This window comes from Streptococcus cuniculi, assembly GCF_001921845.1.
Taxonomy (GTDB): domain Bacteria; phylum Bacillota; class Bacilli; order Lactobacillales; family Streptococcaceae; genus Streptococcus; species Streptococcus cuniculi.
In genome coordinates, this window is the sequence record NZ_MSJM01000006.1 from 33850 (window position 1) to 49847 (window position 15998).

The 15998-nt window shown below is 43.2% G+C and carries 17 protein-coding genes; 14 read left to right on the plus strand and 3 right to left on the minus strand.

Features of this window, described 5'->3' with window-relative positions; translation table 11 throughout:
- Nucleotides 1–9: 9 nt before the first annotated feature.
- From rodZ to apf, 6 genes are all read left to right on the plus strand, one after another.
- Nucleotides 10–867 (plus strand): cytoskeleton protein RodZ, encoded by an 858-nt coding sequence (rodZ, locus tag BU202_RS07165; RefSeq protein WP_075105113.1) that lies wholly within the window; start codon nucleotides 10–12, stop codon nucleotides 865–867.
- A gap of 8 nt (nucleotides 868–875) precedes the next feature.
- On the plus strand, nucleotides 876–1415 hold the full coding sequence (pgsA, locus tag BU202_RS07170; protein ID WP_075105114.1) for a CDP-diacylglycerol--glycerol-3-phosphate 3-phosphatidyltransferase: 540 nt from the start codon (nucleotides 876–878) through the stop codon (nucleotides 1413–1415).
- On the plus strand, nucleotides 1415–2251 hold the full coding sequence (locus BU202_RS07175) for an energy-coupling factor ABC transporter ATP-binding protein (RefSeq protein WP_075105115.1): 837 nt from the start codon (nucleotides 1415–1417) through the stop codon (nucleotides 2249–2251). The genes pgsA and BU202_RS07175 overlap by 1 nt, the downstream gene beginning before the upstream one ends.
- Nucleotides 2227–3069 (plus strand): energy-coupling factor transporter ATPase, encoded by an 843-nt coding sequence (locus tag BU202_RS07180; RefSeq protein WP_075105116.1) that lies wholly within the window; start codon nucleotides 2227–2229, stop codon nucleotides 3067–3069. The genes BU202_RS07175 and BU202_RS07180 overlap by 25 nt, the downstream gene beginning before the upstream one ends.
- Nucleotides 3062–3856 carry an energy-coupling factor transporter transmembrane component T family protein gene (locus BU202_RS07185; RefSeq protein WP_075105117.1) on the plus strand — a complete coding sequence of 265 codons (795 nt, stop codon included), beginning with the start codon at nucleotides 3062–3064 and terminating at the stop codon, nucleotides 3854–3856. Before BU202_RS07180 ends, BU202_RS07185 begins: the two co-directional genes overlap by 8 nt.
- A 145-nt stretch (nucleotides 3857–4001) precedes the next feature.
- Nucleotides 4002–4703, plus strand: a complete 702-nt coding sequence (apf, locus tag BU202_RS07190) for an aggregation-promoting factor (RefSeq protein WP_075105241.1) — start codon at nucleotides 4002–4004, stop codon at nucleotides 4701–4703.
- A gap of 41 nt (nucleotides 4704–4744) precedes the next feature.
- Here the strand turns inward: apf and BU202_RS07195 are convergent, their stop codons facing one another.
- From BU202_RS07195 to sdaAB, 3 genes are read right to left on the minus strand one after another with little or no spacing between them, the layout of a single operon-like run.
- Nucleotides 4745–5314: a histidine phosphatase family protein gene (locus BU202_RS07195; protein ID WP_075105118.1), complete on the minus strand. Its 570-nt coding sequence runs from the start codon at nucleotides 5312–5314 to the stop codon at nucleotides 4745–4747.
- Nucleotides 5311–6183, minus strand: a complete 873-nt coding sequence (gene sdaAA / locus BU202_RS07200; RefSeq protein ID WP_075105119.1) for an L-serine ammonia-lyase, iron-sulfur-dependent, subunit alpha — start codon at nucleotides 6181–6183, stop codon at nucleotides 5311–5313. The genes BU202_RS07195 and sdaAA overlap by 4 nt, the downstream gene beginning before the upstream one ends.
- Nucleotides 6184–6195: 12 nt before the next feature.
- Entirely contained in the window at nucleotides 6196–6867 is a 672-nt protein-coding gene (gene sdaAB / locus BU202_RS07205) for an L-serine ammonia-lyase, iron-sulfur-dependent subunit beta (protein ID WP_075105120.1), read from the minus strand.
- A 208-nt stretch (nucleotides 6868–7075) separates the two neighbouring features.
- Here sdaAB and mnmA point away from each other — a divergent pair, with 208 nt between their 5' ends.
- From mnmA to rpsD, 8 genes are all read left to right on the plus strand, one after another.
- Entirely contained in the window at nucleotides 7076–8197 is a 1122-nt protein-coding gene (mnmA, locus tag BU202_RS07210) for a tRNA 2-thiouridine(34) synthase MnmA (RefSeq protein WP_075105121.1), read from the plus strand.
- Between the two features lie 412 nt (nucleotides 8198–8609).
- Nucleotides 8610–9083, plus strand: a complete 474-nt coding sequence (locus BU202_RS07215) for an NUDIX hydrolase (protein ID WP_089503455.1) — start codon at nucleotides 8610–8612, stop codon at nucleotides 9081–9083.
- A complete protein-coding gene (gene mnmG / locus BU202_RS07220) occupies nucleotides 9080–10996 on the plus strand; it encodes a tRNA uridine-5-carboxymethylaminomethyl(34) synthesis enzyme MnmG (RefSeq protein WP_075105122.1) in 1917 nt (638 codons plus the stop codon). The genes BU202_RS07215 and mnmG overlap by 4 nt, the downstream gene beginning before the upstream one ends.
- Nucleotides 10997–11094: 98 nt before the next feature.
- The gene (locus BU202_RS07225) at nucleotides 11095–13056 is read left to right on the plus strand and encodes a DHH family phosphoesterase (RefSeq protein WP_075105123.1); all 1962 of its coding nucleotides are present in this window, start codon (nucleotides 11095–11097) and stop codon (nucleotides 13054–13056) included.
- A gap of 11 nt (nucleotides 13057–13067) precedes the next feature.
- Entirely contained in the window at nucleotides 13068–13520 is a 453-nt protein-coding gene (rplI, locus tag BU202_RS07230) for a 50S ribosomal protein L9 (protein ID WP_075105124.1), read from the plus strand.
- 32 nt (nucleotides 13521–13552) lie between these two features.
- A complete protein-coding gene (gene dnaB, locus BU202_RS07235; protein WP_075105125.1) occupies nucleotides 13553–14908 on the plus strand; it encodes a replicative DNA helicase in 1356 nt (451 codons plus the stop codon).
- Nucleotides 14909–14910: 2 nt separating this feature from the next.
- Nucleotides 14911–15162 (plus strand): Veg family protein, encoded by a 252-nt coding sequence (locus BU202_RS07240; protein ID WP_075105126.1) that lies wholly within the window; start codon nucleotides 14911–14913, stop codon nucleotides 15160–15162.
- Nucleotides 15163–15360: 198 nt separating this feature from the next.
- The gene (rpsD, locus tag BU202_RS07245; protein ID WP_075105127.1) at nucleotides 15361–15972 is read left to right on the plus strand and encodes a 30S ribosomal protein S4; all 612 of its coding nucleotides are present in this window, start codon (nucleotides 15361–15363) and stop codon (nucleotides 15970–15972) included.
- The last annotated feature ends 26 nt before the right edge of the window (nucleotides 15973–15998 follow it).

Below are 15998 nucleotides of genomic sequence, written 5' to 3' on the forward strand. Positions count from 1 at the left end.
GAGGAACTTATGAGACAAAAAAGTATAGGAGAGGTGTTGCGAGCAGCTAGGGAAAGTCGTGGTTGGAATTTTGCTGATTTACAGAGAATGACAAAGATTCAGGCAAAATATTTACAGGCTTTAGAGTACAATGATTTTGACTATATTCCAGATAAAACTTATACTCGTTCATTTTTACAGCGTTATGCTGAAGTGCTGGAATTAGATGCAGCTGTATTGCTCGATGCCTATGACCGCAATAGTTTAGTCATGTATTATGAAGCGGGAGAGGAAGCAGAGTTACAGTCGGAATTGCGCAGAAGCTATAAGGTCAAAAAGAAAAAAACATCTTATTTGCCACTTATTTACTTGTTACTTGCTTCTACATTTATCCTATGTTTTGTAACCTATATCGTTTACAGTCGTGTGCAAAATCAAGCACGAAACCAAGAAACCAGCACTTCCTATAGTGTCGTTTCTTCATCTACGACAACGACAGAGGAGAGTTCGTCTTCTACCAGTTCATCCTCCTCTACATCCACATCAGAATCTTCAAGCACTCAAGCATCTGGCGTGAGCTTGATTACCTCTGGTGGCGGTAATGATCTGGCGGTAACCGTAAAAGGTGCTAAGGAGCCTGTAACAGTTGCCCTTTCTGTTTCAAGTGTCACAAGCTGGGTAAGCTTAACAGGGACAGAAATTGCAGGTGGCTTTACCCTATCCCCAGAAGCTCCTACAGTATCAGCAACCCTTCCAGCAGGGACTTCTACGGCGACCTTGGTACTCGGTGTGGTACGTGGAGTTGACATTACCATTGCAGGTCAAAAATTGGACACATCTGCTTTAACAAACCAGTCAGGAAATGTCATTCTGACAATTGAACAATGAGGATTAACATGAAAAAAGAACATATTCCCAATGCCTTAACGCTTGGCCGCATTTTGGTGATTCCTGTCTTCATACTTGTTTTGAGTGTGTGGAATAGCCTAGCTAGTCATATGTTAGCAGCAGTGCTGTTTGCACTTGCTAGTCTGACGGATTATCTCGATGGCTACTTGGCGCGTAAGTGGCAGGTGGTGACTAATTTCGGGAAGTTTGCCGATCCCATGGCAGATAAGATTTTAGTGATGACAGCCTTCATTATGCTGGTTGAGCTTGGCTTTGCTCCTGCTTGGATTGTGGCGATTATTATTTGTCGGGAGTTAGCTGTAACTGGATTGCGTTTGCTATTGGTTGAAAATGGTGGAACGGTGCTTGCTGCGGCGATGCCTGGTAAAATAAAAACATTTTCTCAGATGTTTGCCATTATCTTTCTTTTGCTCCATTGGCAGTTGTTAGGAACAATCACCCTTTACATCGCCCTATTTTTCACCCTTTATTCAGGTTATGATTATTTCAAGGGTGCTTCTTATTTATTTAAGGATACCTTTAAGTAATGACAAATATTATTGAAGTAAAACATGTAAGCTATAAATATGACCAAGAAGATGAGCATTATACCTTGAATGATGTGTCGTTTCACGTGAAACAAGGAGAATGGCTTTCCATTATCGGTCACAATGGTTCAGGAAAATCAACTACGGTTCGTCTAATTGATGGGCTTTTAGAGGCGGAATCTGGAGAAATTATTATTTCAGGTGATGTCTTAACACCCGAAAATGTCTGGGAAAAACGCCGTCAGATTGGCATGGTCTTTCAAAATCCAGACAATCAGTTTGTCGGAGCAACGGTGGAAGATGATGTTGCCTTTGGCTTAGAAAATCAAGGTGTTCCGCTAGAGGAAATGCAACAACGCGTGCAGGAAGCCTTGGAATTGGTTGGCATGCTTGATTTTAAAAAGCGTGAACCTGCAAGACTTTCCGGTGGTCAGAAACAGCGGGTAGCGATTGCAGGAGTCGTGGCACTGCGTCCCAATATCATTATCCTTGACGAGGCGACCAGTATGCTGGACCCTGAAGGGCGCTTGGAGTTGATTCGGATTGTCAAGGACATCAAGGAAAAGCATCAGATTACGGTAATTTCGATTACGCATGATTTGGACGAAGTGGCCTTGAGTGATCGGGTCATGGTCATGAAAAAAGGTCAGATTGAATCGATTAGTGGTCCAGCAGACTTATTTATGCGTGAGGATTTAAAGGATTTGGGTCTAGACCAGCCCTTTACAGTAACCTTGGTTCAGCAATTGCGTGAAAAGGGGCTTGAACTGCCGTCACGCTATTTTACAGAAGAGGAATTAGAAGAAACATTATGGGCATTACTCTCCAACAAGTAGATTATACATACCAGGCCAACACACCTTTTGAAGGGCGTGCGCTTTTTGGTGTCGATTTGGAGATTGTAGACGGCTCTTTCACGGCGCTTATTGGCCATACGGGTTCAGGAAAATCAACGATTTTGCAGCTCTTGAATGGCTTGAATATCCCAACGGCAGGAACCGTCTTGATTGACGAGTTTTGCATTACACCGACCTCTGTCAATAAGGACATCAAGCAGGTGCGTAAAAAAGTTGGACTTGTTTTTCAGTTCCCAGAAAGTCAGGTTTTTGAAGAAACGGTTTTGAAAGATGTCGCTTTTGGACCGCAGAATTTTGGAGTATCAAAAGAAGAGGCAGAAGCGATTGCGCGTGAAAAACTAGCCTTGGTAGGCATCACAGAAGACCTGTTTGACCGCAGTCCCTTTGAATTGTCTGGTGGGCAGATGAGACGGGTTGCCATTGCAGGGATTCTTGCTATGGAACCCAAGGTCTTGGTGCTTGATGAGCCGACAGCAGGTCTTGACCCTGTAGGGCGTAGGGAATTGATGTCCATTTTTAAAGAGCTCCACCAAGCGGGCATGACAGTTGTTCTCGTGACTCATCTAATGGATGATGTCGCAAATTTTGCAACTCATGTCTTCATTATGGAAAGTGGCAAATTGGTCAAATCAGGTTGTCCTAGGGATGTATTTCAAGAAGTGGATTTTATGGAAAGTATCCAGCTGGGAGTGCCTAAGATTACAAAATTTGCAGCGAATTTAGAACGGAGAGGATTTGTCTTTGAGCGTTTACCGATTACCATTGACGAATTTGTTGAGGTAATAGCGCATGGATAAGTTGATTTTAGGCCGTTATATTCCAGGGGATTCGGTGATTCATCGTTTGGATCCACGTAGCAAATTGCTTGCCATGATGAGCTTTTTGTTGATTATTTTCTGGGCCAATAATTTAGTGACCAATGTCTTATTGTTTGCCTTTGTCCTCATCGTTGTATTGTTATCCAAGATTAAGTTGAGCTTTTTCATCAATGGTGTCAAACCCATGATAGGTATTATCCTGTTTACAACCTTTTTCCAAGTCTTTTTCACAGGTGGTCGCGAGGTCTTATGGCAATTCTGGATTTTGAAAGTGACGGAGGAAGGACTACAGCAGGCGGGGATTATCTTTGTCCGTTTTGTCTTGATTATCTTCTTGTCGACACTCTTGACATTGACCACCATGCCCTTGAGCTTAGCAGACGGTATTGAGGCAGGACTTGCTCCTCTTACCTATTTGAAGGTGCCAGTTCATGAGATTGGCTTGATGTTGTCGATGAGCTTGCGTTTTGTGCCGACCTTAATGGATGATACGACACGAATCATGAATGCCCAGCGGGCACGTGGAGTTGATTTTGGAGAGGGAAGCCTCATTCAAAAGGTAAAATCAGTCATTCCAATTCTAATCCCGCTCTTTGCTTCGAGTTTTAAACGGGCAGATGCTCTCGCAACGGCTATGGAAGCACGGGGGTATCAAGGTGGAGACGGGCGGACCAAATACCGTATGCTAGAATGGAAGTTAGCAGATAGTCTAGTTTTAGTTGTCATGTTGATTTTAGGAACCCTTCTTTATTTTATGAAAAATTAGCGAAAACATGAGGAAAAGAGCCAAAATGGTGCTTTTATCACTGAATCTAAACTTTTTTGTAACATTTGTAATATTTTTACAAAATAAGAGTAATATTTTGGTTGTATCATAGAAGATGACTGAAAGAAAGGACTATGTATATCATATGAGACGTACACGTAACAAACGACGTACAAGTAATAAATTAAGATTAGCGATTGCAGGGCTTATTGCAATGAGTTCCATCTTGATTGCTGGTGTCGTAAGTGCAGATACCTACAAGGTGAAATCTGGAGATACCCTATCTAAAATCGCTCTTATTTACAAAACAACTGTTGAAGAATTGGTTGCTCTGAATCAGATTAGCAATCCGAATTTGATTTATGTGAATCAGGTATTAGAATTATATAAGTTATCAGAGACAGTAGCGAATGTTCCTTTACAAGTAGTTTCTGAACCAGTCGTTCAAGAAACCCCAGTTCAGGAAACACCTGTTCAAGCAGAGCCAGTTCAAGAAACACCAAGTCAAGTAGCTCCAGCTCAATCGGCACCAGTTCAAGAAACGCCAGCTCCAGCTGCGCCAGTCCAAACAACACAGGCAGCTCCTGCAGCAACTCCAGTTTCTAACACTTCTACGGTAACAGATGCTGAGGCAGAAGCCAAAGAGTGGATTGCACAAAAAGAATCAGGCGGTAGTTATACAGCTCGAAATGGTAGATACTATGGTCGCTATCAGTTGACAGATAGCTACTTAAACGGAGATTATTCCCCTGAAAATCAAGAACGCGTAGCAGATGCTTATGTTGCAGCTCGCTATGGCTCATGGGTTGCAGCTAAAAACTTTTGGTTGGCACATGGTTGGTATTAAGCATGAAGAAAACAAAAAGACCGAACTCGGTCTTTTTTTATCTATCCCTTATACAATGTGTATTCTTTTAGACTTAGTAATGTAAACTCGTCAAATTCTAAACAAACGATATGGGGCATGAGTGGCTTGATTCTTAAAAAATCGTTCAGTCCAAAATTCTCACTATAGTAATGGAGAATAGTCGAAAGTGCTGTCCCATGACTTCCGATGACAATCGTTTTTTCTGAATAATCCTGTAAACATTTCTGTAAAGCAGCGATGTTTCGATTTTGGACTTCTTGAAGGCTCTCTCCATTTTCTAGTTTGAAAGAAAAATCTTCCCACTGTTTTGCTGTAAAGCTATCAAAATCTTCAATCCACACATCGTCAATCTTACGTTCGCGAAAATCCGCAACCGTCTCAATCGTAAGATTTTGAGATTGGGCAAAGGGTTTTAACGTATCGATGGTCCGCTTTAATGGACTGGATAAAACGATGTCAACCTCTTTATCTGACAAGAAGTCGGTTACTAGTTGACAATCTTGTAAACCTTTTGGCGATAATTCTCTTGTCAAATCATCGTGATTGTTGTAGTTTGGCTCGCAGTGGCGAACAAAATAAACGGTTGTCATTGTCCAAATATCTCCTTGCTTAGTTTTAGACCGGTTGGAGTGATGGCAAGGCCGCCCTCTGCTGTTTCTCGAAAGGCGGTAGGCAGGCTAGATCCGACTTGGTACATGGCAAGAATGACTTCGTCTGCAGGAATTTTGGACTCAATCCCTGCTAGCGCCATATCAGCTGCAACGAGGGCGTAGCTAGCTCCCATGGCATTTCGCTTGACGCACGGGACTTCTACAAGACCAGCAACAGGATCGCAAATCAGACCGAGCATATTTTTGATGACAAAGCAAATAGCCTGACTAGCTTGAAAGGCATTGCCACCTGCAGCTAAGGTAACGGCAGCAGCCGACATGGCAGCGGCAGAGCCAACTTCGGCTTGACAGCCTCCTTCTGCTCCGGAAATAGAAGCATTGTTTGCAATTACCAGCCCAAAAGCTCCTGCTGTAAAGAGAAAGTCAAGCTGTTCTTTTTCTGTTAGTCCAAGTTTGTCAATGGCAACTCCAAGGACGGCAGGCAGGCAGCCAGCAGAGCCAGCAGTTGGGGTAGCGCAGACCAGTCCCATTTTGGCATTTAATTCATTTACCGCAATAGCATTGCGGGCAGCAGATAGAATCGTTTTGTCTGATAAGGTCTTGCCAGACTTGATATAGCGCTCAAGCTTGGCTGCATCACCTCCTGTGAGACCTGACACCGATTTACTCTCTGTCAGACCGTCTAGAATCGAGGATTTCATGACTGTCAAGTTTCTTGACATCAGTGTCAAGATTTCTTCTCGAGAACGACCAGTCAGCTCGATTTCTGTTTCAATCATGAGTTCAGCGACACTACCTGAAAAGTCTTGATTTGCCTGTTTTACCAGTTCTTCAATTGTATAAAACATATTTTTCTCTTTCTAGTTGAAGAAATTGACATTGTGTAAATGCGGGATTTCTTCAATTTCAGCAATGGAATCGCCACATTGTCTGGAATCGACTTCAATAATCATAATTGCTTTTTCGCCAGCACTCTCTCGTGTCACGTTCATTTGGGCGATATTGATGTCATATTTTGATAGAATATCCGTCACTTTTGCAATCATTCCAGGCACATCTTGGTGGACGATGATGATGGTTGGGGTATTCATATTAAGGTTGACCGCAAAGCCGTTTAGCTCGGTCACCTGGATATTTCCTCCACCGATGGACACACCTGTTGCAGAAATGGATTTGTGGTCATTTTTGATAATGATACGGGTCGTATTTGGGTGAGGAGTATTGCTATCTTTATTGATTTTCCAGTAGACCTTGATGCCTCTTTCTCGTGCAATATCAAGGGAGTCTGGAATGCGAGGGTCATCTGTATCCATGCCTAAAATACCTGCTACCAGAGCGACATCTGTTCCGTGACCTCGATAGGTTTTGGCAAATGAATTGTAGAGTTGAAATTCGACTTCTGTCGGAGTCTCACCAAAGATAGATGAGACAATCTTGCCAATGCGGACAGCTCCTGCGGTATGGCTAGATGATGGACCAATCATGACGGGTCCAATAATGTCGAATACCGATTGAAATTTTAAATTTGTCATATACCTTCCTCATGTTTCTCTTATATGTATTATATCAGATAACGTTCGGAAAATCTGCTTCTTGATTTTATTTGCTAGAAAATAGCTAGGGATATGGTATAATACTGTCTGTGCCGTGAGGTACTTCAAAATCGACCTTCAATCGTTTTTTGAAAATAGACGGTGTAAACTTAGTTTACACTAGATTAAATTGATGGGAGAACAGACAATGAGTGAACACTCAAAGATACGTGTTGTCGTTGGGATGAGTGGAGGTGTTGATTCCTCTGTCACAGCCTTGTTGCTCAAAGAGCAGGGCTATGATGTGATTGGCATCTTCATGAAAAACTGGGATGACACAGACGAAAATGGTTTTTGTACGGCGACAGAAGACTACAAAGATGTAGCAGCTGTTGCGGATCAGCTAGGGATTCCCTACTACTCTGTCAACTTTGAAAAAGAGTACTGGGATCGGGTGTTTGAATATTTTCTTGCGGAATATCGAGCAGGACGAACGCCAAATCCAGATGTGATGTGCAATAAAGAAATCAAGTTTAAAGCCTTTTTGGACTATGCGATGAACTTAGGAGCCGATTATGTGGCGACAGGTCATTATGCGCAGGTGAAACGCGATGAGAATGGTCTTGTTCACATGCTACGTGGTGCGGATGATGGAAAGGACCAGACCTACTTCCTCAGCCAATTATCACAGGAACAATTGCAGAAAACCATGTTTCCTTTAGGTCACTTGCAAAAGTCAGAAGTGCGTGAAATTGCTGAGCGTGCAGGACTTGCAACTGCCAAGAAAAAAGATTCGACAGGGATTTGCTTTATTGGGGAAAAGAATTTTAAAGAATTTTTGAGCCAGTACCTACCTGCTCAACCTGGCCGAATGATGACCGTTGATGGCAGAGATATGGGCGAACATGCAGGTCTCATGTACTATACCATCGGTCAACGTGGAGGCCTTGGTATCGGTGGACAAATCGGAGGCGACAACGCTCCATGGTTCGTTGTTGGAAAAGATTTGTCACAAAATATTTTATATGTAGGTCAGGGATTCTATCATGATTCATTGATGTCAACTAGCTTGACAGCCAGTCAAGTTCACTTTACAAAGGAGATGCCTGAAACCTTTACACTTGAATGTACGGCTAAGTTCCGCTATCGTCAACCGGATTCCAAAGTGACCGTCCATGTCACAGGAGATAAGGCTGAAGTCATCTTTGATGAGCCACAAAGGGCCATTACACCTGGTCAGGCCGTTGTCTTTTACAATGGTGACGAGTGTATAGGTGGAGGTATGATTGACCTTGCCTTTAAAGACGGAAAAGTGTGTCAGTATATTTAAAACTGTCAATCATGTTGACAATGAAAAAAGCTAATTATCTTTTCGATTGATGATGAAAATCGTAGTGATAAAGTAATTGCTATAAATAAAATGTATAGGTCTTTCAAGGGATTGTCAGTAGCACGAATGTACATCAAGACGGTAAGTGTGCAAATAAGCATGGAAACTAAAATGATATTGGTTCTTATCTTGTAAATCACCTTTCTGTATTTGTAAATAGGATACCGTAGATTGTCAAAGAGAACAATGATAACCGAGGGAATTTTTCATTCGAATTAGTTGACTTTTCAGCCTGCCTTTTGCTACAATATGGATAACAATGCTATGATGGTCAAAGCTCATAGGAATTGGACGTTTTTTGCGTACAGTTTCTGAGGGTTTTGGCTCTTTTTGTGTAGAAATGAGGTATCGTGTGGATTTTCGAACAAAAAAAGACCAGCAGATTTTTGGGGTTCGAGCGACAGCACTGATTCTGAAAGATCAAAAGCTCTTTCTTTCCTACCGTGAGGACACTAAGAAATATTATACGATTGGCGGAGCTGTCAAAGTTGGGGAATCAACAGAAGATGCGGTTGTTCGTGAAGTCAAGGAAGAGCTGGGCATCGCGGTAGCGGTCAAGCAATTAGCCTTTATTGTGGAAAATCAGTTTACAGCAGTTGACAAGGGAGAAATGATTGACTTTCATAATATTGAATTTCATTATCTTGTTGAGCCCTTAGAAGAAGTACCTTATAACATGATGGAGGAAGGGGATACGTCACCCTGTTATGGGATAAAAGTTGACAACCTTGTCAACATAGATGTAGTTCCCGCTTTTTTGAAAACGTCTTTGCCAAATTGGTCAGGAAATGTGGAACAGATTCGATTAAAGGAGACTAGGAAATGACATATACATTTACAGAAGAGTATGATGTGGTAGTAATTGGGGCAGGACATGCTGGGGTAGAAGCAGGTCTTGCAACCAGTCGGATGGGCTGTAAAACCCTACTTGCGACGATTAACTTGGATATGGTGGCTTTTATGCCCTGCAATCCGTCTATTGGTGGCTCGGCTAAGGGAATTGTGGTCCGTGAGATTGATGCCCTCGGTGGTGAAATGGGGCGCAATATTGATAAGACCTACATTCAGATGAAAATGTTGAATACGGGAAAAGGCCCTGCCGTACGTGCCCTTCGAGCTCAGGCAGACAAGGCCAAATATTCGCTTGAAATGAAGCGGACTGTTGAAAAGCAGGAAAACCTGACCCTTCGTCAGACGATGATTGATGAAATTTTGGTAGAAGATGGCCGAGTGATTGGTGTTCGGACAGCGACCAATCAGTATCTTGCGGCAAAGGCAGTCGTGGTCACAACTGGAACTGCTCTGCGTGGTGAGATTATCATCGGGGATTTGAAATATTCATCTGGTCCAAATAACAGTCTGGCTTCTGTCACTTTGGCCGATAATTTGAAAGACTTGGGTCTTGAAATTGGGCGGTTTAAAACAGGAACTCCGCCTCGTGTCAATGCACGTACGGTTGATTATGCTGCAACAGAAATTCAACCCGGAGATGAGAAGCCCAATCATTTTTCATTCCTATCAAAAGATGAGGATTATGTGCAAGACCAGATTCCATGCTGGCTAACCTATACCAATGCGCGCAGTCATGAAATTATCAATAGTAATTTGCACCGTGCGCCGATGTTTTCAGGTGTGGTCAAGGGGGTGGGCCCACGTTATTGTCCGTCGATTGAGGATAAAATCGTTCGCTTTGCAGATAAAGAACGGCACCAGTTGTTCCTAGAGCCAGAGGGGCGTGATACGGACGAGATTTATATCCAAGGTCTATCGACCAGTCTCCCAGAAGATGTGCAAAAGGACTTGGTGCATTCTATCAAGGGGCTTGAAAATGCCGAGATGATGCGGACTGGCTATGCAATTGAGTACGATATGGTCATGCCCCATCAGTTGCGGGCGACCCTTGAAACCAAGAAAATTTCAGGACTCTTTACTGCTGGTCAGACCAATGGGACTTCTGGTTATGAAGAGGCTGCTGGTCAGGGAATTGTCGCGGGTATCAATGCGGCGCTGAAAGTGCAGGGCAAGCCAGAGTTAATTTTGAAGCGTAGCGATGGCTATATCGGCGTGATGATTGATGATTTGGTGACCAAAGGAACGGTTGAGCCTTATCGACTGTTGACGAGTCGGGCGGAGTATCGCTTGATTTTGCGTCATGATAATGCAGATATGCGCTTGACGGAAATTGGTCGTCAGGTTGGTTTGGTCAATGATGAACGCTACCAAGTCTTCCAGATTCATAAACATCAATTTGAAAATGAAATGGCGCGGTTGGATTCAATCAAGTTGAAGCCTGTCAAGGAAACCAATGAAAAGGTTGTCGCTATGGGCTTTAAACCCTTGACTGATGCGCTGACAGCCAAGGAATTTATGCGTAGACCCGAGGTGACCTATGCAGATGTAGTCCAATTTGTAGGTCCTGCTGCGGAGGAATTGTCTGATAAGACCATTGAATTGATTGAAACCGAGGTCAAGTATGAGGGCTATATCAGCAAGGCCTTGGATCAGGTTGAGAAGATGAAGCGGATGGAGGAAAAACGGATTTCAGCAGACATTGACTGGGATGATATTGACTCGATTGCGACCGAAGCACGGCAGAAGTTTAAGCTGATTGCTCCTGAAACGATTGGGCAGGCCAGCCGTATATCGGGGGTCAATCCAGCGGATATTTCAATCCTCATGGTTTATCTAGAAGGGCGTAGCCGTTCCATTTCAAAGAATAAAGCAAAAAATAATGACTAAAGACTGGGCATTTGTCTGGTCTTTTTGTAAATCTTCTGTGGAAATAGAAGCTAGCATTTTCAGCGGTTTTATGGTAAAATGGCAAGCAGAGGTTAGTGATGAAAAAATTTCGATTTTCAACGATTCATTTTGTGATGATTGGGGTAATCCTCTTTGGATTATTGGCTTTGATACAGGGCTTATACCCAACTTCGACAATTACCTATTTATCCATTTTTTTAGCTCTCTTTTTGCTGGTCTTGCTTTTTATTTTCCAAAAGCATTCCTACGAAGTGAGTGAAGTAGAGCAAATTGAGTATTTAAATGCCCAGGCTGATAATGGCTTGATGCGCCTGCTCGCACATATGCCTGTCGGGGTCATTAAGATTCGTTTAGACGACAATCAAGTGGAGTGGTTTAATCCTTATGCTGAACTGCTGTTTGTCAAAGAAGACGGAGAGTTTGATCAGCGTAAACTGCGTGAAATCATTGACGCAGGCTTAGACGAGGACCGGACTTACGTAACGGTCGCAGATAAGCGTTATGCCGTCTATGTCGATTTTGAGCAGGGGATTTTTTACTTTTTTGACGCATCAACAGAGTATTATGCGACTTCCAATCTGATTGGTAGTAGACCTGCGATTGGGATTATCTCCATCGATAATTACGATGAGTTAGAAGATATTTACTCGGATTCTCAAATTAGCCAGATCAATAGTTTCTTAGCGCAATTTGTGTCTGATTTTGCAAATGAAAATGGAATCTACTACCGCCGTGGGACCATGGACCGCTTTTATTTCTTTACAGACTACGCGGTCTTGGAGAAATTGATTGAGGACAAATTTTCGGTTATCAATCGTTTTCGTGATGAGGCAAAACAGCTCGAACTAGCTCTTACCTTGAGTATGGGGATTGCTTACGGAGCAAATAATCATCAGCAGATCGGTCAGATTGCCCTGCAAAATCTCAATATGGCCGAGGTTCGTGGTGGGGACCAGGTCGTTGTCAAAGAAAACGATGAGAGCAAGCAGCCCCTCTTTTTCGGTGGCGGTTCGGCCTCATCCGTCAAGCGTACGAGAACCCGTACCCGTGCCATGATGACCGCTGTCTCTGATAAGTTAAAAACGGTTGATGCAGTATTTGTTGTCGGACACCGCAATTTGGATATGGACGCTCTGGGTTCTGCTGTGGGGATGCAGTATTTTGCTCAAAACATCATGAACAATGCCTATACAGTCTATGACGATCAGGATATGGGGGCTGATATTCAGCGTGCGGTTGAAAAATTAGCGCAGGAAAATTGCTCTAATCTGGTGACGGTTGAGGAGGCGAAAAAGCAGGTAACAGCTCAATCGCTTCTCATCATGGTGGACCACTCGAAAATCGGCTTGACCCTGTCCAAGGAATTTTACGAATTGTTTAGTCAGGTGGTCGTGGTTGATCATCATCGTCGCGATGCGGATTTCCCAGACAATGCAGTCTTGACCTATATTGAAAGTGGTGCAAGTTCTGCTAGTGAATTGGTGACAGAATTGATTCAGTTCCAAAACGACAAGCACCACAAACTCAATCGTCTGCAGTCCAGTCTTTTGATGGCGGGAATTATGCTGGATACCAAGAATTTTACGGCGCGTGTGACCAGTAGGACCTTTGATGTGGCTAGCTACCTTAGAAATCGCGGTAGCGATAGTTCAGAAATTCAGCAGATTGCGGCTACGGATTTCAATGAATACCGTCAAATCAATGAATTGATTCTAAGAGGACAGAAGTTGACCAATCATATTGTCCTCGTCTGTGGTGCACAAGAAACCGTCTACGACAATGTTGTTCCAAGTAAGGCGGCCGATACCATTCTTGAGATGGCAGGGATTGAAGCAGTCTTTGTCATCACCAAAAATGTCAATGATTACATTGCCATTTCAGCGCGGAGCAGAAGCAAGGTCAATGTTCAACGAATCATGGAAGAGATGGGCGGTGGCGGTCATTTTAATCTCGCAGCAGCTCAGATTCATGATCAATCACTCGAACAGGTTCAGGAGAAATTGCATCAAGTGATTCAGGAAGAATTAAAAGAAGAATAGGAGAGTTCCTCATGAAAGTCATTTTTTTAGCAGATGTGAAAGGCAAGGGAAAAAAGGGAGAAATTAAGGAAGTTCCAACAGGCTACGCCCAGAATTTCTTGATTAAGAAAAACCTTGCCAAGGAAGCGACCAACCAAGCGATTGGTGAATTACGCGGCAAACAAAAATCACAAGAAAAAGCGCATGCTGAAATGGTAGCAGAAGCAAAAGCTATAAAAGCCAAATTGGCTGAAGAAGCAACGCTTGTATCCTTTGTGGAAAAAGTTGGTCCAGATGGCCGTACTTTTGGTTCCATTACGAGCAAGAAAATTGCCGAAGAATTGGAAAAACAATTCGGCATCAAAGTGGATAAACGCAACATTCAATTGGACCACCCGATTCGTGCGGTTGGCTTGATTGATGTGCCTGTTAAAATTTATCAAGATGTGACAGGTGTGATTAACTTGAGTATCAAAGAAGCCTAGGTCAATCATACCAGAGATAGGAGGTGAGAATCTTGGCAGAATTAGATGAATTGCGTGTGCAACCTCAAGATATTTTGGCGGAGCAGTCGGTCCTTGGTGCGATTTTCATCGACGAGGGAAAGCTGGTCTTTGTCCGCGAATATATTGAAGCAGATGATTTTTTCAAATATGCCCACCAGTTGATTTTTAAAGCCATGATCGCTCTTTCAGATCGGCATGAGGTCATCGATGCAACGACCATGCGCAACTACTTGGCCAACCATGGTGATTTGGAAAATATTGGTGGCTTGAGCTATTTAGCCGAGGTCATCAATTCGGTACCAACCTCTGCCAATGCCGAGTTTTATGCCAAGATTGTTGCTGAAAAATCGAATTTACGCAAATTGATTGCGCGGTTGACCGATTCGATCAACCAAGCCTATGATGGGGCGGATGAGTCAGATGAAATCATTGCGCGTGCGGAAAAAGCCTTAATCGATGTCAGCGAAGGTGCTAGTCGGAGCGGTTTCAAGCAGATTGAAGATATTTTGAATCTCAACTTTGAAAACCTTGAAATTCGTTCGCGCCAAACTTCTGATATTACAGGGATTGCGACAGGTTATCCAGCCTTGGACGCCATGACAACAGGCTTGCACGAAGAAGAATTGATTATTTTGGCGGCTCGTCCTGCGGTCGGAAAAACCGCCTTCGCCCTCAATATTGCGCAAAATATTGGTACAAAATTAGGTAAGACCGTCGCCATCTTTTCTCTGGAAATGGGGGCAGAAAGTCTGGTTGACCGGATGCTTGCTGCAGAAGGGATGATCAATTCGCGCTCCATTCGGACAGGTCATTTGACAGATGAGGAATGGCAGAAGCTAACCATGGCGCAGGCAAATCTGGCCAATGCGAGTATTTACATCGATGATACGCCAGGGATTAAGATCACAGAGATTCGTTCTCGCTCCCGTAAGTTGGCCCAGGAAACTGGCAATCTTGGTTTGATTTTGATTGACTACTTGCAGTTGATTACAGGGACTGGTCGGGAAAACCGCCAGCAGGAGGTCTCTGAAATTTCGCGGCAATTGAAGATTTTAGCCAAGGAATTGAAAGTGCCAGTCATTGCCCTCAGTCAGCTGTCCCGTGGTGTGGAACAGCGGCAGGATAAGCGGCCAGTCTTGTCCGACATTCGTGAGTCAGGGTCTATCGAGCAGGATGCGGACATCGTTGCTTTCTTGTATCGTGATGATTACTATGAACGCGGAGAGCAAGAAGACGGTGGCATTCCCAATAATACCGTTGAGGTGATTATTGAAAAAAACCGTTCAGGGGCGCGTGGAACCGTCGAGTTAATGTTCCAAAAAGAGTATAACAAGTTTTCAAGTATTTCCAAGAGAGAGGATGGATAAGAATGAGTGATGCATTTACAGATGTTGCCAAAATGAAGCAAATCAAAGAAGATATTAAAAACCACGAGGGACAAATTGTCGAGTTGACCCTTGAAAATGGTCGCAAACGCGAGAAAAACAAACAAGGCCGAATTACCGAGGTCTACCAATCTCTCTTCATCGTCGAATACGAAGATCCTAACAATACCTTTGTGGAATCTTATACGTATTCGGATGTCTTAACCGAAAAGATTTTGATTCATTATTTGGATTAGTTGGAATAAAAGGCTTTACAAAGCCTTTTTTCTATGTTATACTGTTCTTTGTGTGAAATAGCAGCAGAGGAATATGAAGCTCGTCAACAGGTACTTTGCAATAGAAGTAACCTTAGCTGTTTAGGCGAAGGGTATCTGCACGAATCAGGATTTCTCAAAGACTATTTCCATAAAAACTATTTTATGGAGGACATTATTATGTCACGTTATACAGGACCATCTTGGAAACAAGCTCGTCGTCTTGGTTTATCACTTACAGGTACAGGTAAAGAGCTTGCTCGTCGTAACTATGTACCAGGTCAACACGGACCAAACAACCGCAGCAAATTGTCAGAATACGGTTTGCAATTGGCTGAAAAACAAAAACTTCGTTTCTCTTACGGTGTAGGTGAAAAACAATTCCGTAACTTGTTCGTACAAGCTACAAAAATCAAAGGCGGAATCCTTGGTTTCAACTTCATGCTTCTTCTTGAGCGTCGTTTGGACAACGTTGTTTACCGTTTAGGTCTTGCAACTACTCGTCGTCAAGCACGTCAATTTGTAAACCACGGTCACATCCTTGTTGACGGAAAACGCGTTGACATCCCTAGCTACCGTGTTGAAGTTGGTCAAGTGATTTCAGTTCGTGAGAAATCAATGAAAGTTCCTGCAATCCTTGAAGCTGTTGAAGCAACTCTTGGACGTCCAGCATTCGTATCATTCGACGCTGACAAACTTGAAGGATCATTGACTCGCCTTCCAGAGCGCGACGAAATCAACCCAGAAATTAACGAAGCACTTGTCGTTGAATTCTACAACAAAATGCTTTAATTTCATTACTTACTTTACAGAAAGCC